13 protein-coding genes are annotated in these 22,864 nt (G+C 68.5%); 6 read left to right on the forward strand and 7 right to left on the reverse strand.

What is annotated here, in order from left to right; all coding sequences use genetic code 11:
* Nucleotides 1–3: 3 nt before the first annotated feature.
* From wecB to FFF93_RS11290, 4 genes are all read left to right on the forward strand, one after another.
* Nucleotides 4–1,185, forward strand: a complete 1,182-nt coding sequence (gene wecB, locus FFF93_RS11275; RefSeq protein ID WP_138768832.1) for a non-hydrolyzing UDP-N-acetylglucosamine 2-epimerase — start codon at nt 4–6, stop codon at nt 1,183–1,185.
* Nucleotides 1,182–2,297, forward strand: coding sequence for a glycosyltransferase family 4 protein (locus tag FFF93_RS11280; RefSeq protein WP_138768831.1), 1,116 nt, complete (start codon nt 1,182–1,184; stop codon nt 2,295–2,297). The genes wecB and FFF93_RS11280 overlap by 4 nt, the downstream gene beginning before the upstream one ends.
* A gap of 48 nt (nt 2,298–2,345) precedes the next feature.
* Nucleotides 2,346–4,388, forward strand: coding sequence for a DUF6541 family protein (locus tag FFF93_RS11285; RefSeq protein ID WP_138768830.1), 2,043 nt, complete (start codon nt 2,346–2,348; stop codon nt 4,386–4,388).
* A 244-nt stretch (nt 4,389–4,632) separates the two neighbouring features.
* Nucleotides 4,633–8,706, forward strand: a complete 4,074-nt coding sequence (locus tag FFF93_RS11290; RefSeq protein ID WP_138768829.1) for a S8 family serine peptidase — start codon at nt 4,633–4,635, stop codon at nt 8,704–8,706.
* A 125-nt stretch (nt 8,707–8,831) separates the two neighbouring features.
* Here FFF93_RS11290 and FFF93_RS11295 read toward each other — a convergent pair whose 3' ends face one another.
* The 5 genes from FFF93_RS11295 to glf are packed head-to-tail and all read right to left on the reverse strand — an operon-like array spanning nt 8,832 to nt 15,867.
* Nucleotides 8,832–11,018 (reverse strand): acyltransferase family protein, encoded by a 2,187-nt coding sequence (locus FFF93_RS11295; protein ID WP_222424620.1) that lies wholly within the window; start codon nt 11,016–11,018, stop codon nt 8,832–8,834.
* A gap of 5 nt (nt 11,019–11,023) precedes the next feature.
* Nucleotides 11,024–11,761 (reverse strand): ABC transporter ATP-binding protein, encoded by a 738-nt coding sequence (locus FFF93_RS11300; protein WP_138768828.1) that lies wholly within the window; start codon nt 11,759–11,761, stop codon nt 11,024–11,026.
* 1 nt (nt 11,762) lies between these two features.
* Complete coding sequence (locus FFF93_RS11305) at nt 11,763–12,656, reverse strand: ABC transporter permease (protein ID WP_138768827.1); 894 nt, start codon at nt 12,654–12,656, stop codon at nt 11,763–11,765.
* On the reverse strand, nt 12,653–14,683 hold the full coding sequence (locus FFF93_RS11310; RefSeq protein ID WP_186372147.1) for a glycosyltransferase: 2,031 nt from the start codon (nt 14,681–14,683) through the stop codon (nt 12,653–12,655). Before FFF93_RS11310 ends, FFF93_RS11305 begins: the two co-directional genes overlap by 4 nt.
* Nucleotides 14,680–15,867, reverse strand: coding sequence for a UDP-galactopyranose mutase (gene glf / locus FFF93_RS11315; RefSeq protein WP_138768826.1), 1,188 nt, complete (start codon nt 15,865–15,867; stop codon nt 14,680–14,682). Before glf ends, FFF93_RS11310 begins: the two co-directional genes overlap by 4 nt.
* Nucleotides 15,868–16,079: 212 nt before the next feature.
* Here glf and FFF93_RS11320 point away from each other — a divergent pair, with 212 nt between their 5' ends.
* Nucleotides 16,080–20,228, forward strand: a complete 4,149-nt coding sequence (locus tag FFF93_RS11320) for an FtsK/SpoIIIE domain-containing protein (protein WP_138768825.1) — start codon at nt 16,080–16,082, stop codon at nt 20,226–20,228.
* A gap of 21 nt (nt 20,229–20,249) precedes the next feature.
* Here the strand turns inward: FFF93_RS11320 and FFF93_RS11325 are convergent, their stop codons facing one another.
* Nucleotides 20,250–20,630 carry a DUF4175 domain-containing protein gene (locus FFF93_RS11325; RefSeq protein WP_138770410.1) on the reverse strand — a complete coding sequence of 127 codons (381 nt, stop codon included), beginning with the start codon at nt 20,628–20,630 and terminating at the stop codon, nt 20,250–20,252.
* 386 nt (nt 20,631–21,016) lie between these two features.
* Here FFF93_RS11325 and FFF93_RS11330 point away from each other — a divergent pair, with 386 nt between their 5' ends.
* On the forward strand, nt 21,017–21,265 hold the full coding sequence (locus FFF93_RS11330; RefSeq protein WP_003804966.1) for a WhiB family transcriptional regulator: 249 nt from the start codon (nt 21,017–21,019) through the stop codon (nt 21,263–21,265).
* Between the two features lie 97 nt (nt 21,266–21,362).
* Here the strand turns inward: FFF93_RS11330 and FFF93_RS11335 are convergent, their stop codons facing one another.
* A complete protein-coding gene (locus tag FFF93_RS11335; protein ID WP_138768824.1) occupies nt 21,363–22,832 on the reverse strand; it encodes a sensor histidine kinase in 1,470 nt (489 codons plus the stop codon).
* Nucleotides 22,833–22,864: the final 32 nt, after the last annotated feature.

The raw sequence follows: 22,864 nt of genomic DNA on the forward strand, positions 1-22,864 counted from the left end.
TTGATGCGTACGCTCATGCCGATTTACGGCACCCGTCCGGAGGCCATCAAGATGGCTCCGATCGTCGCGGCACTGCAGGAGTCCCCGGACTTCGAGTGCGTCGTGACTGTCACCGGGCAGCACCGGCACATGCTGGACCAGGTCAACGAGCTGTTCGAAATCGTCCCCGACCATGATCTGAACATCATCCAGCCGCGGCAGTCGCTGACCGGCATCATGACCCGGACCCTCGAAGGGCTGGACAAGCTCTTCAGCGAGCACAAGCCGGATGCCGTGATCGTCCAGGGCGACACCACGACGTCGACCGCCGGAGCCATCGCCGCTTTCTACCATGGCATTCCGGTCATCCACGTTGAGGCCGGCCTGCGCAGCGGGAACCTGTACTCGCCCTTCCCGGAAGAGGCGAACCGCAAGATCACCTCCCAGATCACCGCCCTGCACCTGGCACCCACCTCGGAGAGCAAGAGCAACCTGCTGGCCGAGGGAATCCCCGAAAAGGACATCGTGGTGACCGGCAACACGGTCATCGATGCCCTCTTCACCACCGTCGGCAAGCAGGTGCCCTTCTCCGACCCCGCGCTCCAGGAACTGGCCGACGCCGGCCGGCGGATCCTGCTGGTCACGACCCACCGCCGCGAAAACCAGGGCGAGGCAATGCGCGGCGTGGGCCGCGCCCTCGCCCGGATCGCCGAGGCCGAGCCCGACCTCACGATTGTGCTCCCGGCCCACAAGAACCCGGTGGTCCGCGAAGCGGTCCTCCCGTTCATCGAGAAGTTCCCCAACGTCGTCGTGACCGAGCCCCTGGCCTACGGCGAGTTCACCCGCATGCTGGCCCTGGCCGACGTCGTCCTCACCGACTCCGGCGGAGTCCAGGAAGAGGCGCCCAGCCTCGGCAAGCCGGTCCTCGTGATGCGCGAGAACACCGAACGTCCCGAAGCCGTCCACGCAGGCACCGTGCTCCTGATCGGCACCGACGAGGACCGGATCGTCTCCGAGGTCAACGCCCTGCTGCACAACCAGGAGCACTACGACTCCATGGCGCACGCCGTGAACCCCTACGGCGACGGCCAGGCGGCCGCCCGCACCCTCGCCGCCATCCAGGCCCTGTTCGGAACGGGGGAACGGCTTCCGGACTTCGATCCCACCGCCACGCCCCTGGCAGCCGAGGCCGGCACGAACGGATGACCATCGCGTTTTTGCGTGCGACGCACGTGGCCCCCGATCCGAGGGTCGAAAAAGAAGTCAACAGCGTCCTGAAGGAACACCCGGACATCCTGATTCTCGGCTGGGACCGTGACGGCGACCTGGCCCGGGACGAGGTCCTGACGTTCCCCAACGGCAAGGCACGGATCCTCCGGTCCGGCATCAAGTCCAGCTATGGCGCGAGCCTGGGCACCCTGCTCGGCATGGCACTGTTCCAGCTGTTCCTGCTCCGCCAGCTGTGGAAGCACCGCAAGGGCATCACCGCCATCCACGCGAGCGACCTCGGAACGGCGCTCAGCGGCCTGATCATGGCCAAAATCCTGCGGGTCCCGCTCGTCTACGACATCTACGACTACTTCGTTGATTCGTTTTCCGTGCCCCGGGCGGTGGCGCCCCTGATCGAACGCATCGACACCTTCGTGATCAACCGCGCCGACGTGGTGATCATCGTGGGCGAAAACCGTGAATCCCAGCTGTCCAAGGCCAAGCCGAAGCAGCTGGTCGTCATCCACAACTCTCCTCCGGAGACCGAAGTCCACGCCGTCCGGACCGGCGACCCGCGCAAGCGGTTCGTCTACGTGGGGATCCTGAGCGAAGGCCGCCTGCTGGCCGAACTCCTCGAGCTGTTCTCCCGGCGGCCGGACTGGCACCTGGACATTGGCGGGTTTGGCGGCCTCGAAGCGACGGCGCGCAAGTACGCCGCGGAGTTCGAGAACATCACCTTCCACGGCAGGCTCCCCTACGCGGAAACGCTGAAGCTCGAAGCCTCCGCCGACTGCCTGCTCGCCGTTTATGACCCGGCGGTGCCAAACCACAAATATTCCTCCCCGAACAAGTTCTACGAGGCATTGATGCTTGGCCTGCCCATCATTGTGGCGAAGGACACGGGTGTGGACCAGTTGGTAAGCGCCCACGAAGTCGGCGCGGTGTGCGATTATTCAGCTGGTTCTTTTGAACAGGCAGCGGAACGGCTTTTTGCCGACGCCGGTGAACTTGCAGATATTCAGCAACGAGCCCGGGCCCTTTTCGAGACCACCTTCAGCTGGGAAATCATGGAGCAACGGCTCCTCTCGATTTACCGGTCAATTCTCTAGACCACGCCCGGAAAGTAGTTCGATGTTGCCTTGCGATGGGGTATGCCCATGATTTACGCCGATTTGGCTCCCCTTGTCTTCGCCGCAATCGTGGTGCTGATGGTCCCCGGCCTCCTGGTTTCCTGGGCCGCCGGAGCACGGGGGTGGGTGCTGGCAGGATCCGCCGGGCCCGTGAGCGTCTCCATCATCTCGGTGACCGCTATCCTGACCGGGTTCGCGGGGCTGCCCTGGGGCATGGTCGTGATCCTGGCCGTTTCCGCCGTTCTTGCCGCCGCAATCTTTGTGCTGCGCCGCCTGCTGCCGGCCCGGCTGCGGAACCATGGGGCACCGGTCCCCGCCGGGCACGGCACCGGGCACGGCCTGCTGCTGGGCTACGGGCCGCGCCACTGGGCCGGCATCATCCTCGGCTGGTTTGCCGTCGGCGTGGTCTTTCTCGTGCTGTTCTGGCGCATGGGCCAGATTTTCGGCAGCATCGACAACATTTCGCAGACCTTTGACAACGTCTTCCACCTCAACGCGGTGCGCTACATCGTCGACACCGGCAACGCGTCGTCGTTGCGTGTCAGCGGTTTCACCTCGTCCACCGGGATGGGCGGCTTCTACCCGGCCGCCTGGCATGATGTCGCTTCGCTCACGCAGCAGCTGACCGGCAGCACCGTCCCCGCGGCCGTCAATGCCACCAACGTCGCCATCTCCGCGCTCCTTTGGCCGCTGTCCTGCCTCCTGCTCGCCACGGCCGTCTTCGGCAAGCGGCGGATGGTCGTCGTCTCTGCTGCCGCCTTTGCCGCCGGCTTCAGCTCGTTCCCCTACCTGATGCTGGACTTCGGTGTCCTCTACCCCAACCTGCTCTCGATCGCGCTGCTCCCGGCCAGCATCGGCCTGGCGGCCCTGGCGCTGCGCGCCGCCCGCGGACTCGTGCTGCCCACGGTTTCCGCCTGGATCCTCGGGCTGGGCTCGCTTCCGGGGCTGGCACTGGCCCACCCAAGCCAGATGCTGGCGCTGCTGGCCTGGACGTACCCCGCCATCCTGGTGGCCGCCGTCGCCCTGTTCCGGCACTGGCGGGGCCGCTTCGGCACGCCGCGTGCGGCCGGCGTCGTCCTCGTTGCGCTGGCCGCTTACACGGCCGCGTTGATCGTCGCCTGGAAGCTGATCCGTCCGGACGAGGCCCAGTCCACCTGGCAGCCCATCCAGGGCCTTGCCCAGGCGTTCGGACAGGCCCTGACCAGCGCCCCGCAGGGCCGGCCCATCCCCTGGCTGATCTTCGCCCTGACCCTGGCCGGGATCTGGGCCATGCTCAGGCAGCGGCGCCACTTGTGGGTGCTCATGATGTTCGGGATCTCTTGCGTGATGTTCATCGTCGTCTCCGGTTATCCGTTTGGCCCGCTGCGGACCTGGTTCGGCGGCGTCTGGTACAACGATCCGTTCCGGCTGGCGGCCCTGCTGCCGGTGGCCGCCCTGCCCGTCGCCGTTATGGGCGTTGTCTGGCTGACCGACCTCGTGCACGGGGCGGTCCGCTCCCGGCTGGCCGAAGGCAAGGCCCCGGCGTTCGCCGCTTGGACCACCGGGTCGCGGGCCACCGTCGCGTCCGCAGTGGCCGGCGTCCTGGTGTTCACCGGTCTCCTCGGGCTCTCCCAGGGCGGGACCGTGAGCGCCTCCGTCGCCTCGGCCGCCGGAAGCTACGCACTCACACCGGCCGCCCGGCTGGTGGACACGAACGAGATGATCCTGCTGCGGCGGGTCGCGGCGGAAATTCCGGCAGACAACACCGTGGTGTCCAGCCCGTGGACCGGCGCCTCGATGGTCTACGCCATTGCGGACCGGAAATCCCTGACGCCGCACATCTTCAGCGAGTTCGGCGCCGACACCAGCGCCATCCTGAACCGGCTCAACCAGGCGGGCGAAGACCCGGCGATCTGCGACATCGTCCGGCGGCTCAAAACCTACTACGTGCTGGACTTCGGCACCCGCGAAATCCACGGCCACGTCCACACGATGCCGGGGCTCGTTGACATGGCGACCGACCCGGACTTCACCCTGGTTGACTCCCAGGGCGACGCGAAACTGTACAAAGTCACAGCCTGCGGCAATTAAGCGGAGGTAAATTTAGGCGCAATTTCGGCGCAGGCCCGGGCCACCTTTTGCACAAGAAATAGGGCCGCCCGAAGTCGGGGGCGCGGCTCGCATCAAATTCGGCTGAATAGTCATTTCGATCGTGTATCTTCATGGATGAAGACTGAGGTCCCGGGCGCTCCGCCGCCCGGGACCGTTTCCAGTCTTACGTCGCGGAAAGCTCTATATGCGGCCGGCCCCCGCATATCCGACTGGAAGATTTCTCATGCCATTTCGCCCCGCCTCCACGAGGAATTTCCTTTTCACCGCAGTCCTCTGCACGCTGACGGCGCTTGGCACCGGGACAGCCGTCGCCGTCGTCCCCGGCGCCCCGTCCGGCCCCGCCGCGCCAGCCCCTACGCAGCCGGCGGCAACTGCCGAGGCACCCGCTCCCGGCACTCCCGCCGACCCTGTGGCCCCGACGGCCTCGCCGACGGCAACCACGGCCCCGTCCGCACCGGCAGCCACCCCGTCGCCCTCCCCCACTGCCGAGAGTTCGACGGCGGCGCCCGCCCCGTCCTCCACCATGGCCCCCACGGCACCCGCTCCTGCCCCGACGGACGGGACAGCCCGCTACATTGTCCGCTACGCCAAGGCCACAGACATCGGTGCCAAGGCCGACGGCCTGGCGTCCCAGGGCGTTGCGGTGGAGAAGACGTTCACGCACGCGCTAAAAGGGGCCGCAATCACCGCGACCCCCGCGAAAGCGGAGCAGCTCAAGCAGGCGCCCGGCGTCGTGGCTGTCCAGCTCGACCAGCGCGTCAGCATCGCCCAGGATTCCTCCCCGTGGGGCCTCGACCGGACCGATCAGCGCAGTCTCCCGTTGAACACCTATTACCAACCCCTCGGCTCCGGCGCCGGCGTCAAGGCGTACATCGTGGACACCGGGCTTCGGTCTACGCACGTCGATTTCCAAGGGCGCGTCGCTCCGGGCTGGAGTTACGACGGCCTCGGAACCGGCGACTGCAACGGGCATGGGACGCACGTCGCCGGCACCGTGGCTGGCACCCAATACGGCATGGCAAAGTCTGCGACCATTGTGCCGGTGCGGGTCCTCTACTGCGACGGTTCCGGTTATTCCTCCGATGTCATTGCCGGCCTGGACTGGGTCACCGCCGACCACAAGGCCGGCCAACCCGCCGTGATCAACATGAGCATGGCAGGCTTCAGCGATGCCGCCTTCGATGCGGCCGTGCAGGGGGCCATTGACGACGGCATCACCGTCGTCGCCGCGGCGGGCAACTACCGCCAGGACGCCTGCTCCGGTTCCCCTGCCAGAGTCCCTGCCGTGCTGACCGTGGCCGCAAGCGATAAAGGGGACAACCAGGCCTCATTCTCCAACTACGGCAGCTGCGTGGATCTCTACGCACCAGGCGTCAGCGTCACCTCGGCGGGCTTTTCCTCCGACACCGCGGAACGGATCGAGTCGGGCACGTCGATGGCCTCGCCCCACGTGGCCGGCGCGGCGGCCGTCCTCCTGTCCCGGAATCCGTCAATGACGCCCGCCCAGGTCAGCTCGGCCCTGATCGACGGCGCCACCGTGGGGATCATCAACGGTGCGACGCCGGGCACCCCTAACCGCTTGCTGTACGTGCCCTCCCCCCTGGCGCTCAAGGCTTCCGAGCTGAACGGGCGCTTCGGGGCACAGACCTCCGGTGAGACCTATGGCCTCAAGGACGGTGGTGGCTACCTTTCCTTTGACATCGGCGCCATTCACTGGAGTCCCGGCACCGGCGCCCACACCACTGCCGGCGCCATTCGCGCCCTGTGGGGCGGCCGCGGCTTCGAGAACGGCAGCCTGGGCTACCCCACCACCGATGCCCTGAACTATCCCAACGGCGGGGTCGCCCAGATCTTCCAAGGCGGCTCGGTGTACTGGACCGCCGACGGCGGCGCCCACACGACGGCAGGCGCCATCCGTGCGGCCTGGGGTGTCCAAGGGTTCGAAAGCGGCAAGCTCGGCTACCCGGTCACCGACGAGCTGGACTACCCCAACGGCGGACGTGCGCAGGGTTTCCAGGGCGGTGCCATCTACTGGACCGCGGCCACCGGCGCCCACGCCACGTCGGGGGCCATCCGGGACGCGTGGGGAACCCTCGGCTTTGAAACCGGCAAACTCGGCTACCCCACCACGGACGAGCTCAGCTCCGCCAACGGCGGTCGCGCGCAAGCCTTCCAGGGCGGTTCCATCTACTGGACCGCGGCCACCGGCGCCCACGCCTCGTCCGGGCCCATCAGGGCCGCCTGGGCCGCACTGGGCTTTGAAACAGGCAAGCTTGGCTACCCCACGACCGACGAAATGTCGACGAGCAACGGCGGCGTAGCGCAAGCCTTCCAAAACGGCTCCATCTACTGGACCGCCGACACCGGCGCCCGTCCCAGCTACGGCCCAATCCGAACCGCCTGGGCGGCGCAGGGGTTCGAGGGCGGAAAACTCGGCTACCCCACAACTGACGTTCTGGGCTACCCCAACGGCGGCCAGGCCCAGGTCTACCAAGGTGGCTCCATCTACTGGACCGCCGCCACCGGCGCCCACGCCACGTCCGGGCCCATCCGTGCAGTCTGGGCGGCGCAGGGCTTCGAAGGCGGCAAACTCGGCTACCCGACGGCGGACGAGACGCCGACGATCAACGGCGGAACCGTCCAGACCTTCCAAGGCGGAGCCATCTACTGGACCGCAGCCACCGGCGCCCACGCCACGTCCGGGGCGATCCGGGCCGCCTATGCCGCGCAGGGCTTGGAAGGAGGCAAACTCGGCTACCCGACGGCGGATGAGACGCCGACGATCAACGGCGGAACCGTCCAGACCTTCCAGGGCGGTTCCATCTACTGGACCGCAGCCACGGGCGCCCACGCCAGCACCGACCCAATCCGGGCAGCCTGGGCAGCCTTGGGCTACGAAGCCGGCGCACTGGGCTTCCCCAGCACCGACGAACTCAACTACCCTAACGGCGGGGTCGCGCAGGCCTACCAGGGCGGGGCCATCTACTGGACCGCGAACACCGGCGCGCACGCCACGTCCGGTCCCATCCGGGCCGCCTATGCCGCGCAGGGTTTCGAAGGCGGCAAACTTGGCTACCCCACCGGTGACCAAGGACCGGCAGCGAACGGCGGCATGGTCCAGGCCTTCCAGGGCGGCGCCATCTACTGGACCGCAGCCACGGGGGCCCGCACCAGCTCCGGCCCCATCCGGGAAGCCTGGGCGGCACTGGGTTACGAAAGCGGGATCCTCGGCTACCCGATCTCGGGCGAGCTCAGCTACCCCAACGGCGGCCTGGCTCAGGCCTACCAAGGCGGCTCCATCTACTGGACCTCCGCCACGGGCGCGCACGCCACGTCCGGGCCCATCCGGGCCGCGTGGGCGGCGCAGGGCTTTGAGGGCGGCAAACTTGGCTACCCCACGGGTGACCAGGCTCCGGCAGCCAACGGCGGCATGGTCCAGACCTTCCAAGGCGGCGCCATCTACTGGACCGGTGCCACCGGCGCCCGCATCAGCTCCGGCCCCCTCCGCGATGCCTGGGCCGCCCTGGGGTACGAAGGCGGCAAACTCGGCTATCCGGTGACGGACCAGCTCAGCTACCCCAACGGTGGCATCGCGCAGGCCTACCAGGGCGGCGCGATCTACTGGACCGCGGAAACCGGCGCCCATGCCACCGCCGGACCCATCCGTACCGCCTGGGCCGCGCAGGGCTTCGAGGGCGGGAAGCTCGGCTATCCGACGACGGACGAGGCCGCCACCGCCAATGGTGGTCGGGCCCAGGCGTTCCAGGGCGGGGCCATCCACTGGACGGCGGCCACCGGCGCCCACATCACCACCGGCCCGATCCGCGCCGCATGGGCCGCTCTCGGCTTTGAGACCGGCACGCTCGGCTACCCTGTCACGGACGAGCTGAGCTACCCCAACGGCGGACGCGCGCAGGTGTTCCAGGGCGGCTCGATCTACTGGACCGCGGCCACCGGCGCCCACGCGTCCGCCGGCCCGATCCGTGCGGCGTGGGCAGCGCTGGGCTTTGAGAGCGGCACGCTCGGCTACCCCACCACGGATGAGCTGAGCTACCCCAACGGCGGCCGGGCACAGGCCTACCAGGGCGGCTCCATCTACTGGACCGCGGCCACCGGCGCCCATGCCACGTTCGGCCCGATTCGGGACGCCTGGGCAGCGCAGGGCTTTGAAAGCGGCAAGCTCGGATACCCCACCACCGATCAGTACGCCATCGCGAACGGCGGCGTCGCCCAGGGGTTCCAAGGCGGGACGATCTCCTGGACCTCGGCCGGCGGTGCAGTGATCAAGTACCCGTGATCAAGCAGCGGTGATCAAGTACCAGTGATCATGTAGCGGCTACGGAGTAACAAAGCGGGCCGGGACAGCATCCCTTCGGATGATGCCCCGGCCCGCTTTGTCGTTCGTGCGTTGCGCTTCCCGCGCTAGCCGTGCGCCGGAGTTTCGAGTCGTGCGGCAATATACGGTGCCAGCTGGAGCGAGAGCTGCCGGTTCAGGTGGTCCGGGTCGAAGTAGATTGGAAGGCCGCCGACGGCGCCGTAGCAGTAGGCGGCGTCGCAGAAGTACTCCGACAGATCCAGCAGCCGTACCCGCTCGTCGCCGGCGGCCCGGGCAGCCTCCACGGCCGCCACCAGCGGGTCCCGGGGAAGAGCCAGCGCCCGCGGCGCACGGCAAGTGAGGGGGTCCCCTGCGCTGACGGCCACGCAGTTGACGTCGCGGACCTTGTCATTGAGCGGCGGATCGGCGAGGGCGTAGACGACGGCCCCGGACTGCGACCACCGTGACCAGTAGCGGCGGAGGCCGTCCTGGTACTGCTCCACCTGGCTCCGGCCGGAACCGTCATTGATCTGCTCCCCCGCCGCGAACGTTGAGGTGAACACCTTGGCGGCCTTGTCGCGCTCCACTGCGGCGGCGACGTTCGCGCCCCAGAGCCCGCACTTGCGGACCTTGGCCGGGTCGGCCGCGCCACCGCGGTACCCCTGGTAGGGCGCGTCGACCAGCGGGCAACCACCGCTGTAGCTCACGTTCAGCTTCCAGTGCTTCTGCCGGGCAAGTTCGATGATGGCGGTCTGCCACTGCTGCGCGTGGGAATCCCCGACGAGCCACACAGACTCGGCTCCCGGGCGCCCCGCCGAATAATCGCAGACGGCCGGTCCACCGGGTTGCTCCAGGTAGAGGGTGTCCTCCTGGTCCAGGCAATCCGCCGGCAGGCCCCAGTATTCGTTCGCGGGACCCATGTTCGGGTCACTGACCGGACGCGCGAAAGGATCACCGCACTCGGCTTTACCCACCGAGCGGGGACCGAAGCACGGTCCTGCCGCGTCGGTCCGCGCGAGCTCCGCTGCCGCCGCGGCCTTCGGCGCAACCTGCAGGTGCAGGGTCAGCCCCGCCAGCAGCACGACCAGCATGCCTGCCGCGACGCCCGCCAGCACGCGGCGCGGGCGTGAAGCCTGCCGCGGAGGCACAATCCAACGGTCCTCGATCCACCGTTTGGTCAACCATGCCAGTCCCACCGCGGCCACGGCGAGCAGTGCCCTCGCCGGTGTGCCCAGGGTGGAGCCCAGCACGAACGGTGCGACGACGATCAGCGGCCAGTGCCAGAGGTACAGCGAATAGGAAATGTTGCCCAGGAACTGCACGGGCCGGAGCGCGGTCAGCCGGTCGTGCCACAAACGGCCGCCGCCGGCGCCGGCAAGAATCACCAGGGCCGTGCCGGCGACCGGCAGAATCGCCATCCAGCCGGGGAACGGCGTCGTGTGGTCATAGGCGGCCGCGGAGAAGAGCACCATGGCGAAGCCAAGCAACGCGAGGATGTTGCGGGCCAGCCTGGAGGGAAGCGGCCGGGAAGCACCCAGTGCCAGCAGCGCACCGGCGCCGAACTCCCAGACGCGGACCGGGGTGCTGAAGTAGGCCTCGCTGTGCGAGACAGCCGTCAGGAAGATGCTGAAGCCAAGCGAGGCGGCCGTGGCCACCGCGAGCCCTGCCAGCAGGACCCGGCGCGTCGCCCAGTTCCGGCGGACGGCCAGGAGGTAGAGCCCCATCAGCGCCAGCGGCCAAGCCAGATAGAACTGTTCCTCCACCGACAGCGACCAGTAGTGCTGGACCATGGTGGCGGAGGAGTTCATCGCGGAATAGTCCACGGCCTTGGCGGCGAGTACCCAGTTTTCCACGTAGAACGCGCTACCCACGATTTCCTGGGCGTTGGCGCTCCAGCGCGTGTAGGGCAGCCAGAGCCAGGCCCAGGCCAGCGACACGGCCAGAACCGTGAAGGCCGCCGGCAGCAGCCGGCGCGCGCGGCGGGCATAGAACTGCCCGAGCCGGACCCGGCCGCTGGCGAACAGCTCCTTGCCCAGATGGGAGGTGATCAGGAACCCGGAGATGACAAAGAAGACGTCGACGCCCACGTAGCCGCCCGGCAGCCGGAGGGGCCAGAGGTGGTTGGCGACGACGAGGCTGACGGCCAGCGCGCGCAGGGCCTGGATGTCGGTCCGGAACGGCCGCCTGGCGGCGGCAGCCGGAGCGGGGGTGTCGGCGGAACGGATCCCGCCGTCGGCGGTATCGCCGGGCCGGTCGCTGCTGCGTGCTGAAGTTGTTTCTGTTGGCGACGTCACCGGGATCAGCGCGACGTTTCGGTGCGGAGCCGTGCGACGGCGTCGTGGATCGGCCCGTCGAAGACAACATTGCCGTGCTGCAGGACGACGCCGCGGTCACAGATCCGCGACACCAGTTCCAGGTCGTGGCTCACGACGACGAGGGTTTTGCCCGCAGCGGACAGTTCCTTGATCTTGTCCAGGCACTTGCGCTGGAACGGCTCGTCGCCGACGGCGAGGATCTCATCGACCAGGAAGACCTCCGGATCGGTGTGCACCGCCACCGAAAACGCCAGGCGCAGGTACATGCCGGAGGAATAGAACCTGACTTCGGTATCGATGAACTCACCGATTTCGGCGAACTCGACGATCGAGTCGAACTGCTCGTTGATCTGGGCCTCGGTCATGCCCAGGATCGCACCGTTCAGGTAGACGTTGTCCCGGCCGGAGAGGTCGTGGTGGAAACCGGCGCCGACCTCGATGAGTCCGGCCACCTTGCCCCGGGTCCGGACCGTCCCGCTGTCGGGGAGCATCACGCCGGAAATGTGCTTGAGCAGGGTGGACTTGCCCGAGCCGTTCAGGCCGAGCAGCGCCACGGTTTCGCCCTGCTGGACCTCGAGGTCGACGTCGTGGAGCGCGTGGAACTTCTTCGAGAGGTCGCCCTTGCGGCCCGTGAACAGCCACACGATGGTCTCCTTGAGGGACCGGGTGTGCCGCAGCACGAACTGCTTGTTGATCTTCTTTACTTCGATTGCCACCGGCATGCTACAGCTCCTGCGCGAAACGGCCCTCGAGCCGACGGAATGTCCACTGGCCCAGGATGAGGAGCAGGAACGAAACGACAAGCCCCACCGGGATCCACAGCGACAGCAGACCCGGGGGGATGGGGGCGGTGCCGTCGGTGGTGGGCAACCAGAACGCATAGTGGAAAGCCTCGACGCCGATGGTGATCGGGTTGACCTGGTACACCGAGTACCAGCCGTCGCCGAGCTTGCTCCGCACCATGGTCCACGCGTACATGACCGGGGAAGCCCAGGTGGCCACCATCAGCAGCATGTCCACGATGTTCTCGAAGTCACGGAAGTAGACGTTGGCCGACCCGAACAGCAGCCCCAGACCGGTGGCAAGCATGGCGACAATGATGAACCCCGCCGCCGCGGCCGCCAACTGGAGCAGCGAGGGCTGCCAGCCGACCACCAGGCAGGCGGCCACGAGGACCGCGAGCTGCGGCACGAAGTGCACTGCCGACACCCAGACCGAGGCCACCGGGAACAGCTCCCGGGGCAGGTAGATCTTTTTGATCAGCCCGCCGTTGCCGACGATCGACCGGGCCGCGTTGCTCAGGGCTTCCGAGAAGAAGTTGATCAACACGATGCCCGAGAACAGGTAGATCGCGTAGTTCGCGAGGCCGTCGGGGTTGCGCGGACTGCGCTCCAGTCCCAGGAAGACACCCAGGGCGATGTAGAACACGACAAACTGCACACCGGGCTTGACGTAGGACCAGAGCAGTCCCAGCACTGAACCGCGGTAGCGGATCTGCAGTTCCTTGCGCACCAGCAGCTTCAGCAGGAAGCGCTGCCTGAAAACATCGGCGAGGCCGCCGCCCACGCCGGGGCGGACGAGGGCGTCGGACCCGCCGTCGGTAGCGGCTGAGGTCACTTCTGCTCCGGCGTCTGTGCGGCGGGCTTCTCGCTCATGGCCTCGAAGGTCTGCTTCCAGGCCTGCGGCGAGGTGAACTCCGGCAGTGCCTCGGCGTAGACCTTGGACAGCTTCTCCCAGTCGCGCAGGAGCTGCTGGTGCAGCTTGATGCTGCGCGCCATCATGGTCCGGAACTGCTCGGGCTGGCGCTTGTACCAGGACGCGCCGGAGCCGTCAGCCGAGGACACGATCGCGGAATCCAGCTGGGACAGCCGCCACCAGCGGGCGTCCATGGCGGGAACCAGCGCCTCGGGGTGTTCCAGGGCCCCGGGACGGACACCCTGGACCTGGCGGATGCCCGCGGTCGCGGCGGTGGCGAGGGCTGTCAGGATCGACTTCGGCGCCTTGGGCTTCTTGCCGCGGCGCGGCGGCTTGACGCGCTTGACCTGCGGGAAGCCGGAGACTTCCTTGGTGATCCGTGCGTCGTCGAAGTCCGCACGGCGGGCGCGGATTTCGGGGAGTTTCGTCTTGATCGTCTCGTGCAGGTGGGACGGGCCCTTGAGCAGGTCCTCCAGCGCATCGAGACGGAGCTCGACGGCGGAATACTGCATCGAGAGCAGGTGCTTGACGTCGACCATAAAGCTCATCCGGGGCAGGATGCCGCCCTTTTTGTAGGGCGAGTAGACGAGCGCTGCGAGCCACCGGTTGCGCTGGTGGAAGTACGCCTGCCAGTCGATGGTGTCGTCCTTTTCCGTCCAGGGCATGTGCCAGACTGCTGCCCCGGGAAGGGTGACGGTCTGGTAGCCGTGGCGGCTGGCGCGGATGCCGTATTCGGCGTCGTCCCACTTGATGAAGACGGGCAGCGACAGGCCGATTTCACGCACGATGCTCGTGGGCACCAGGCACATCCACCAGCCGTTGAAGTCAACGTCGATCCGGCGGTGCATCCAGGGCGTGGTGCGCAGGTTGCTCGCGGAGAAGTCGTGGCCCTCCCGGGTGCTCTCAACGGCGCCCCAGAAGAACTTGTACTCGTTCACTTCCTCGCCGAAGGTGTGCATGACGGAGCGCTCGTAAAGGTTGAACATGTGGCCGCCGACGATCGTCGGCTTCCGGGTGAAGTCAGCGAAGTTGATGGCGCGGAGCACGCCTTCGGTCTCGATGATGACGTCGTCGTCCAGCAGCAGCACGTACTTGCTGCGGCCGTCCTCGACAGTCTCGTGCATGCCGCGGGCGAAGCCGCCCGAGCCGCCCAGGTTGCCCTGTTCGATGATGGCGAACTTGTCCCCGAGCCGCGCCGCGGCCTCGGTGAAGCCCTCCTGGTCGCGCACCTTCTGCGTGCCCTGATCGGTGATGAGCAGCCGGTCAACGACCTCGAGGAGTTCGGGTGACTCCGCGAACGTGGTGAGGTGCTTCACGCAGTAGTCGGGACGGTTGAAGGTGGTTACGGCCACGGTTGCGGTGCCCGGTACGAAGCCCTCGGGCTTGCGCACCGACCATTCGGCGCCGAGCAGCTTGACCTGCTCTGAAGCGGCGACGAGGTCGAACCAGTACCAGCCGCCGTCGCCGAAGTTGGCCAGCGGGAGCACGACGTCGGCCGGGGTATCGGCGTCGACGGTGATGCTTTCCACCCGGTTGGACGTGCCCCGGGCGGTGGATCGGGAGATGACGACGGTCGCCGGCGCGTCGACCGCAACGGTCAGGCGGACGCCGGTGACATCCGTGTGGGCCCGCCAGTAGCTGGCCGGGAACGCGTTGAAGTAGGTGCCGAAGGACACGCGGCGGAATGCCGGCAGGTGCAGCTGGCGGCGGTTCTCAAGGAAGTCGGTGCGGACCTTGGCACCGGCCGAGGAGACAGCCGTGACACCGGACCCGGACTTGGAGTTCTGGGAGTCCTCGGACACCACGCGTTGCGCGGCGTTGAAGTCCAGGTACAGGGGAAGGGTGTCCGTGTCGCCGTCGGTCGGGAAGACAACCCGGTGGACGGTCTGCCATTCCTCGTTCACGCGGGCGGCGTTCCCCTCGTTCAAAACTTCGGTTGCAACGCTCATGCGTCCACTCCCCCGCTTTCAATCTTGGCGCCGCTTTCGAAGTGCGGGCGGATCTTGTTGTCGAACATGGTCAGGGCGGAGCCGATGGCCATGTGCATGTCCAGGTACTTGTAGGTGCCGAGGCGTCCGCCGAAGAGGACGTCCCGCTCGGCGGCCGCGAGGTCGCGGTACTTGAGCAGGCGTTCGCGGTCCGCGGCGGTGTTGATCGGGTAGTAGGGCTCGTCGCCCTTCTCGGCCGCGCGGGAGAACTCGCGCATGATGACGGTCTTCTCCGTCTGGTAGTCGCGCTCGGGGTGGAAGTGCCGCGGCTCGATGATGCGGGTGTAGGCGACGTCGGCGTCGTTGTAGTTGACCACCGAGGTGCCCTGGAAGTCTCCGACGTCGAGCACTTCCTCCTCGAAGTCGATGGTGCGCCAGGAGAGGTCACCCTCGGCGTAGTCGAAGTAGCGGTCCACCGGTCCGGTGTAGACGACGGGGATGGTGCCGACGACCTTGTTCTTGCTGTACTCGTGTGACTCGTCGAAGAAGTCGGTGTTGAGCCGGACCTCGATGTTCGGGTGCTCGGCCATCTTCTCGATCCACGCGGTGTAGCCGTTGGTCGGCAGGCCCTCGTACTTGTCGTTGAAGTAGCGGTTGTCGTAGTTGTAGCGCACCGGGAGCCGGGAGATGATGCCGGCGGGCAGGTCCTTGGGGTCCGTCTGCCACTGCTTGCCGGTGTAGTGCTTGATGAACGCCTCGTAGAGCGGCCGGCCGATGAGCTGGATGCCCTTGTCGTTGAGGTTCTGCGGATCCGTTCCCGCCAGTTCGCCGGCCTGTTCCTTGATCAGGTCCTTGGCCTGGCCCGGGGTCAGGTTCGCGCGGAAGAACTGGTTGATGGTGGCCAGGTTGATGGGCAGGGAGTAAACCTCGCCCTTGTGGACGCCGTAGACCTTGTGCACGTAGTTGGTGAACGTCGTGAAGCGGTTGACATACTCCCAGACGCGGTCGTTCGAGGTGTGGAAAAGGTGCGCGCCGTACCGGTGGACTTCGATCCCGGTCTGCTCCTCCTTTTCGCTGTAGGCATTGCCGCCGATGTGGTGGCGGCGGTCGATGACGACGACCTTCAAGCCCAGCTCAGTGGCGGCCTGTTCTGCGATTGTCAGGCCGAAAAAGCCCGACCCTACGATAACGAGGTCAGCGGTCACAAAATCTCCTGGTTCGAATGTGGGCAGCGCAACGTTGTGCATTGTCTGCTGCTCTAGCCTACCCGAGACAGGGTGTGAACCGGCGAATCGGGCGCCGCCGCAGCACGCCGGCGAGACACGTCAACGTTGTCCACATGGCGGGATTCCTGCAGGCCATCGGCCGATTGCCCGGCCTAGCCTTGACTGCGGGGACCGGGAGAAAGGATCCGGCGATGCTCCTGCACTGCACCCTCGTCGGGCAACCGGGTTCAGCCGTTGCAGGCCCGGTGGAGCTCTCCATCGCGGCGCCCTCCGGTTGCCCCGGGGCCGTCATCCAGGACGCCGTGTCCCGGAAGTTCGGCACGGCCCGGCTGAGCGTCGCAGGCGTCCCGCTTGCGGCCCTCAGCGCCGGCGCCGCCCCGCTGGTGAATGGCGCCGTGCTCGTGGACGGCTGCCCCGCGGGGCTGAGGGCGCGCACGCAGGCTGGGCCCGGACCGGGAGGCTGGAAGGCGCCGTCCGGCGCGTCGCTGCTGCTGGCAGTCCTCAGCGGACCCGGCGCCGGGACGGTGCTGCCGGTGCGGCGCGGCCGCTACCGCTTCGGCCGGAGCGGAACGGAAATGGCCATCCCGGATGCCTATCTTTCCCGGGAACACGCGCGGCTGGACGTTTCTGATGCGGGGATCACTTTGACCGACCTGGGCAGCGCCAACGGGACCCGGATCGACGGCCGCCAGGTGCACTCCGCTCCGGTGTCCACCGAGAGCATCATCGGCTGCGGCCACTCCACGCTTGCGGTCCTCTTCCGCGGGGAGCAGCCGGGGCTGTCGGGCCCGGGCAGCCCAGGGCTGTCGTGCGCCGGCGAAGACACCACCGAGCCGCTGAGCGTCCGCGGTCCCGGCCCGGCCGGCCCGCGGACGCTTCTGGTGCTGGCCGCCGTCCTGCCCCTCGTGGCCGGGGTGGTCCTTGCCACGGCCACCGGGATGTGGATGTTCCTGGCGTTCACCGCCGTCTCGGCCGTCCCGGTCCTGCTGCCGGCCCTCTCCGGCCGCCGGCTGCGCCGCGAGCTCCGGGCCGCGGTGGCGGCAGCGGTCCGGCAGGACGGCGAACGACGGCGGCGGGCCGCGCCGTCGGCGGCCGAACTGGTGCTCGGCGCGGCACGGCCGGGCGCGGCTGACGGACACGCTCCGTCGGCAGGACGCGCCCCCACCACAGCCGGCCCGGTGTGGCTGCGGCTCGGGCTGGCCCGGCAGGCGGCGAACATCCGGCGCGAACCGGCAGACCCGGCCTTCGGCGCGCCGCCCGCTGGTCATCTGCTGCCGTTGACCCTGGATCCCTCGGTTGCGACCCTGCTGGAGGGCCCGGCACAGTCTGTCGCCGGGCTGGTCCGGTATTTCGTCATGCAGCTCGCCGGCTACCCCCGCGCCGGGCGGACCTGGGTTCATCTTCACGGGGCCGCCCCGTCGCTCCCGCTCGCCGCCCGCTTCCTGTCCCGCGTTTCCCTGTCATCCAGCGCGGCCGTCACCGCCGCCAGGCTTTCGTCCGGTCCCGGCCCGGGCTGTGACAGGGGCGTTCTGATCCTGCTGCCCGGGACCGGTCCCGGGGCCGAAGGCGGGGCCGGGCCACGGGCCGGAGGCGCGGATGCCCTGGCCACCGAGGCGCACCGGCTCGGCTGGCAGGTGATCGTATGCTCCGCACCCGCACCAGCACCCGAAACGGGGCAGGCTGTCATCCTGGCCGGAGGCACCGGCCGGCTCACGCGCGGGTCTAGCGGAACCTGCTTTGTGCCGGACCTGGTGCCGGAGCGGGTCTTTGACCGTTTCTGCCGGCAGCTCGGGGACGTGCACCGCCCCGTGACCGCTGCCTCCTCCATCCCGGAGTCCTGTTCGCTGGACGAGGTCCTGGCGTTGACGGAGGCCGAGGTGGCGGCCCGCTGGGAAGCGGACCGCCACCCGCCGGGGCGGTCGCCGGGACTGCCGGTTCCGGTCGGCCGCGGGGCGGAGGGGCCCGTGCGGATGGACCTGCACGCCGACGGGCCGCATCTGCTGGTGGCGGGAACGACCGGCGCGGGCAAGTCGGAATTCCTGCGCACCCTCGTGACCGGGCTGGCCGCGTGCTACCCGCCGGACCGCGTCATCCTGCTCTTCGTGGACTTCAAGGGCGGTTCGGGCCTGGGGCCTCTGACCGGGCTGCCGCATTGTGTGGGGCTCCTCACGGACCTGGACGGCTACGAAGTGGACCGGACGCTGGCCTCGCTTCGGGCCGAAGTCCGCCGCCGGGAAGAGCTGCTGGCCGCGGCCGGAGTACCCGACCTCGCTTCCTACCCGGCGCATGCCCCGGGGGTCCCGGCACTCCCCCACCTGGTCCTGGTCATCGACGAATTCCGCATGCTGGTGGAGGACGCGCCGGCGGCCCTGACGGAACTGATGCGCATTGCGGTGATCGGCCGTTCCCTCGGCATCCACCTGGTCATGGCGACCCAGCGGCCGCAGGGGGCGCTCACCGCGGATATCCGGGCCAATGTCACCAGCTGCGTCGTGCTGAGAGTCCAGTCCGAGCTTGAATCCGCCGACATCATCAACTCGCGGCTCGCCGCCACCATCCCGGTCGGCAGCCCGGGGCGAGCCTACCTGGTGCGCGGCAGCGGACCTCCCGAAGAGTTCCAGACGGCCACTTTCTCCCCGGCGCCGCCCGTACCGCCGGATGCCGCGGTGACGGTGCTGCCCGCAGAGGCCATCCTCGACCGGATGCCCGGCACCTCCCTGCCGGCGGCCGGCCCTGCGCCGGGGGCCACGCCGTCGGAGTCCGCCGCGGCTTTCGCTGCATTACTGGCGAGGCTGTGGCATGTCCAAGGCGGCGTCCCGCCGCGCCGTCCCGTCGCCGGACCGCTCCCGCAGACCCTGGCCTTCCCCGGCCCCGAACCCGAACCCGGCCCAGAGTCCCGTCCGGAAGCCGACGCCGACGCCGGGCAGCGGACGGGCCGCACGGTCCTGCTGGGGCTGGTGGACCTGCCGGAGCAGCAGCAGGTGCGCCGCCTGGGCTGGAACCCGGACCTCCACGGTCACCTGGCCCTGATCGGTGGAACACAGGACGCAACCGGCGGGAGCACCCGGACGCTGCGCCTGGCACTGGACCAGTTGATGGACTCCGAAGCCGAATCGCATCTCTACCTGCTGGACGGGGACGGTGCCCTGGCCGCCGCCGCCGGCTCTCCCCGCGTGGGTGCCCGGGTAGGCCCGCACGAGCCAGCGCGGGCGGCCCGGGTGCTTGCCCGCGCCGCCGAGGAAATGACCCGGCGGCTGGCCGCACCCCGCTCCGGGGGGCTTGCCCCGCTGGTCCTGGTGCTGCACAACTGGGGGTCGTGGGTTTCCGCGTTCCGCTCAGGCCCCCTCGCTTGGGCCGAGGATCTCGTCGCGGACCTCATCCGGGACGGTCCCAAGGCGGAGATCACCGCAGTCCTCTCCGGCGAGCGCGAGCTGGTGTCCGCGCGGTTCTTCCCGGCGCTCCCCAACCGGATCTTCTTCCCGGCCGGTTCGACGGAGGAGGGCAGGCTCGCGTTGCCGTTGCTTCCGAAACTGCCGGCCATCCCGGGACGCGTTATTGTCTCGGGGCACTTCGTCGGGGACGGAAAGCCGGGCGTAACCGTGCCGCGGGCGGCGCAGCTCTACGACCGGCCCGCAGAAGACCGGGGCGCTGCGGTTCCCGGCCGCGGGCCGGGCCGCAGCGTGCGGGGCCGGCCGTTCCGGATCGAGGCGCTTCCGGCGATGGTGACGGCGGACGAGGTCCGTTCCCGGCTCGGCCCGGAGATTCCGTCGGCGGCGCCCTCGGATGCACGGCTCTGGATTGGGGTGGGAGGTGATGAGCTGCGGCCCGTCGGCATCCTGGCTCCGCCCGGCAGCGTCGCCGCCGTCCTCGGCGGCCCCAGTTCGGGCAAGAGCACCCTGCTGCGTGCCCTGCCGCGGCTGAACCAGTCACGGGCGTGGCTGCGGCCTGACGCGGGAAGCAGGCGCGAGGACTACTGGTCCGGGGTCCATACGCGGGCCGTCGCCGGCGACCTCGATCCCGCCGCGATCATCCTCGCCGACGACGCGGACCTTTCCGGCCGGGAGACGAACGCCGTGCTGCTCGAGCTCAACGGCCTGGGCTGGACGGTGGTTTTCACCGCCGGCTTCGGCCCAGCGCTGCAGCAGCGCGTGCCGTTGGCGCTCAAGGCCCGCAGCCACGGCCGGGGAATCCTGCTCTGCCCCCGCAGCCTGATGGACGGAGATCTCTTTGGTATGCGCTTCGAGCCGGAGCTCCATCCTCCGGCCGGACGCGCCGTCGTGATCTCGGACGGACGGGCCGCGGCGGTGCAACTGGCACTGGCTCCGGAGGAACCGCCGTGAGCGGTCCCGTAAAAGGCATCCCTACAGTGCGGGGGGTGCGCCGCCCGCCCGGGACCCGAAGGCGATGACGCGCTTGTCGAACAACAACACGATGGCGACGGCGGCAGGCAGCAGCATCGCCAGCCCGGCGAGGGGGTAGCCCCCGGTCAGGGCGGGAAAGCCGATGGTCAGCATAAACAGCTGCGCCACCAGGGCACCGGCCCGCGGCCAGCGGTACCCGCGGAACAGGAAATGGCCCACGGCGAAAAGCCCCGCCGAAAAAGCCAGGAGCAGGCCCAGGGTAAAGACTGCGCCCCAGAACGACAGCACGGGCGCCCCGGTCAGCAGCTGGAATCCATACCAGCAGGCTGCCACCAGCAGCGCTGTGGCCTCCAAGGCCGCGACGATCGCAATGACGGTGATTCCCGCGGGCCGGGCCTGGGGACCGGGGCCGGGAGCACCGGCCTGGGTACCGGCCTGGTCACCGGCCTGGTCACCGGCCTGGTCACCGGCCTGGTCACCGGCCTCGTTCTCGGCGGGATCGGCGGGGTTCTCAGGGGGTCTTGACACACTGGCACACTACCGGACATAGTCGAACAGAAGTGGGGGCTCCGCCAGTCAATGTGATGCATCGCTCACGATTTGGCGGCATTTGTACCGCAAATACCCCTTGTTTACACAGCGTTAACATGTCACGCTTAATCCAGATGACCGAGGGGGCCCACAGGGCCCTTTTCTTATGAAGCCTCTAGTGAATAATTTCACAAGAGGCATTTAACGAATTCCCAGGAATGGAGTTACTGATCAGCATGGATTGGCGTAACCGCGCAGCGTGCCTTGACAAGGACCCGGAGCTGTTCTTCCCCGTTGGAAACACCGGCCCGGCCCTCCTGCAGATCGAGGAAGCCAAGAGTGTCTGCCGGCGCTGCCCCGTCGTGGATACCTGCCTCCAGTGGGCCCTCGAGTCCGGCCAGGACGCCGGCGTGTGGGGCGGCATGAGCGAGGACGAACGCCGAGCCCTTAAGCGCCGCGCGGCCCGCGCCCGCCGCGCTTCCTGATTTTCCGCCTCCGGGCGACAGGCAGAAATGGCCTCGGACCGACTGGTCCGGGGCCATTTCCTGTTAAGCACGATCTGCACGGCAGCTCGGCGCTGGCTCAGCGCGGCGTGAGGCTCAGGACCACCTGCACCGCGGTTCCCCCGCCCTCCCGCGGCTTCCAGTGGATACTCCCGCCGAGTTCGCTCATGACGAGGGTGCGCACGATCTGCAACCCCAGGCCTTCCGTGTAGGACCCGGCCGGGAGTCCGACGCCGTCGTCCGCGACGGTCACGGTCAGCAGTTCGTCCCCGTCCTCGCTTTCGGAGCGGTCGGCAAGCAGCCAGACGGTTCCGGCCCGGCCCTCGAGCCCGTGTTCGACCGCGTTCGTCACGAGTTCGTTGATCACCAGGGCCAGCGGCGTGGCGAAGTCACTGGGCAGCTCCCCGAACAGCCCGGACCGCTGGGTCTTCACCTGCTGCGAGGGTGAGGCGACCTCCGCGGACAGTCGGAACTGGCGTCCGATCAGCTCGTCGAAGTCGACGCTCTGGGTCAGGCCCTGGGAAAGGGTTTCGTGGACCAGTGCGATGGTGGCGACCCGGCGCATGGCCTGTTCGAGCCCTTGCTTGGCCTCGTCGCTGACCATCCGGCGGGACTGCATCCGCAACAGCGCCGCCACGGTCTGCAAGTTGTTCTTGACGCGGTGGTGGATTTCGCGGATGGTGGCGTCCTTCGTGACGAGCTCCATCTCCCGCCGCCGCAGTTCCGAGACGTCACGGCACAGCACGAGCGCCCCGAAACGCTGTTGTTCGTCGCGCAGCGGGATCGCCCGCAGCGACAGGCTCACCCCGCGGGACTCGATTTCGCTGCGCCACGGCATGCGTCCGGTGACCACGAGCGGCAGGGTCTCGTCCACCATCCGCCGATCCCGCAGCAGGCCCGCGGTGACCTCGGCCAGCGACCGGCCCTCGAGGGACTCGCCGTCGCCGAGCCGGCGGAAGGCGGACACCCCGTTCGGGCTCGCGTATTGCACGATTCCCTCGGCGTCGAGCCGGATCAGGCCGTCCCCGACGCGCGGCGCGCCGCGGCGCGATCCGGTGGGCGAGGCAAAATCCGGCCAGAGGCCCAGGGTGCCCATGCGCAGCAGGTCGTAGGCGCACTGCCGATAGGTCAGTTCCAGCCGGGAAGGCATCCGTGAGCTGGAGAGGTCCATGTGGGAGGTCACGATCGCCAGCGTCCGGCCGTTGCGCACCATCGGCACGGCTTCGACCCGCATCGCCGTGTCGCTGCTCCAGTTCGTCTCGTTGGAGCGTTCGATCGTGCGGCTCTCCCAGGCCTTGTCGACGAGCCGTTTCAGGTCCGAACGGATCCCCTCCCCCACGAAGTCGGCGTGGAACACCGTGTGCGTGGTGGAGGGGCGGACGTGCGCCAGCGCCACATAGCCGAGTTCGGGATGCGGGAACCACAACGCGAGGTCGGCAAAAGCGAGATCGGCGACCATCTGCCAGTCCCCCACGAGCAGGTGCAGCCACTCGGCATCCCCCGGCCCGAAATCAGCATGCTCCCTGATAGGGTCCGTAAAGATTGCCACAGCACCTCCATTTGCGACGCGGGGGCCGGCAG

It is taken from the genome of Arthrobacter sp. KBS0702 (genome assembly GCF_005937985.2).
Taxonomy (GTDB): domain Bacteria; phylum Actinomycetota; class Actinomycetes; order Actinomycetales; family Micrococcaceae; genus Arthrobacter.

What these genes read in the sequence shown, in the direction of transcription:
- wecB (WP_138768832.1), top strand. Translation starts at nt 4, where the DNA reads ATGCGTACGCTCATGCCGATTTACGGCACCCGTCCGGAGGCCATCAAG.
- FFF93_RS11280 (WP_138768831.1), top strand. Translation starts at nt 1,182, where the DNA reads ATGACCATCGCGTTTTTGCGTGCGACGCACGTGGCCCCCGATCCGAGG.
- FFF93_RS11285 (WP_138768830.1), top strand. Translation starts at nt 2,346, where the DNA reads ATGATTTACGCCGATTTGGCTCCCCTTGTCTTCGCCGCAATCGTGGTG.
- FFF93_RS11290 (WP_138768829.1), top strand. Translation starts at nt 4,633, where the DNA reads ATGCCATTTCGCCCCGCCTCCACGAGGAATTTCCTTTTCACCGCAGTC.
- FFF93_RS11300 (WP_138768828.1), bottom strand. Translation starts at nt 11,761, where the DNA reads ATGCCGGTGGCAATCGAAGTAAAGAAGATCAACAAGCAGTTCGTGCTG.
- FFF93_RS11310 (WP_186372147.1), bottom strand. Translation starts at nt 14,683, where the DNA reads ATGAGCGTTGCAACCGAAGTTTTGAACGAGGGGAACGCCGCCCGCGTG.
- FFF93_RS11320 (WP_138768825.1), top strand. Translation starts at nt 16,080, where the DNA reads ATGCTCCTGCACTGCACCCTCGTCGGGCAACCGGGTTCAGCCGTTGCA.
- FFF93_RS11330 (WP_003804966.1), top strand. Translation starts at nt 21,017, where the DNA reads ATGGATTGGCGTAACCGCGCAGCGTGCCTTGACAAGGACCCGGAGCTG.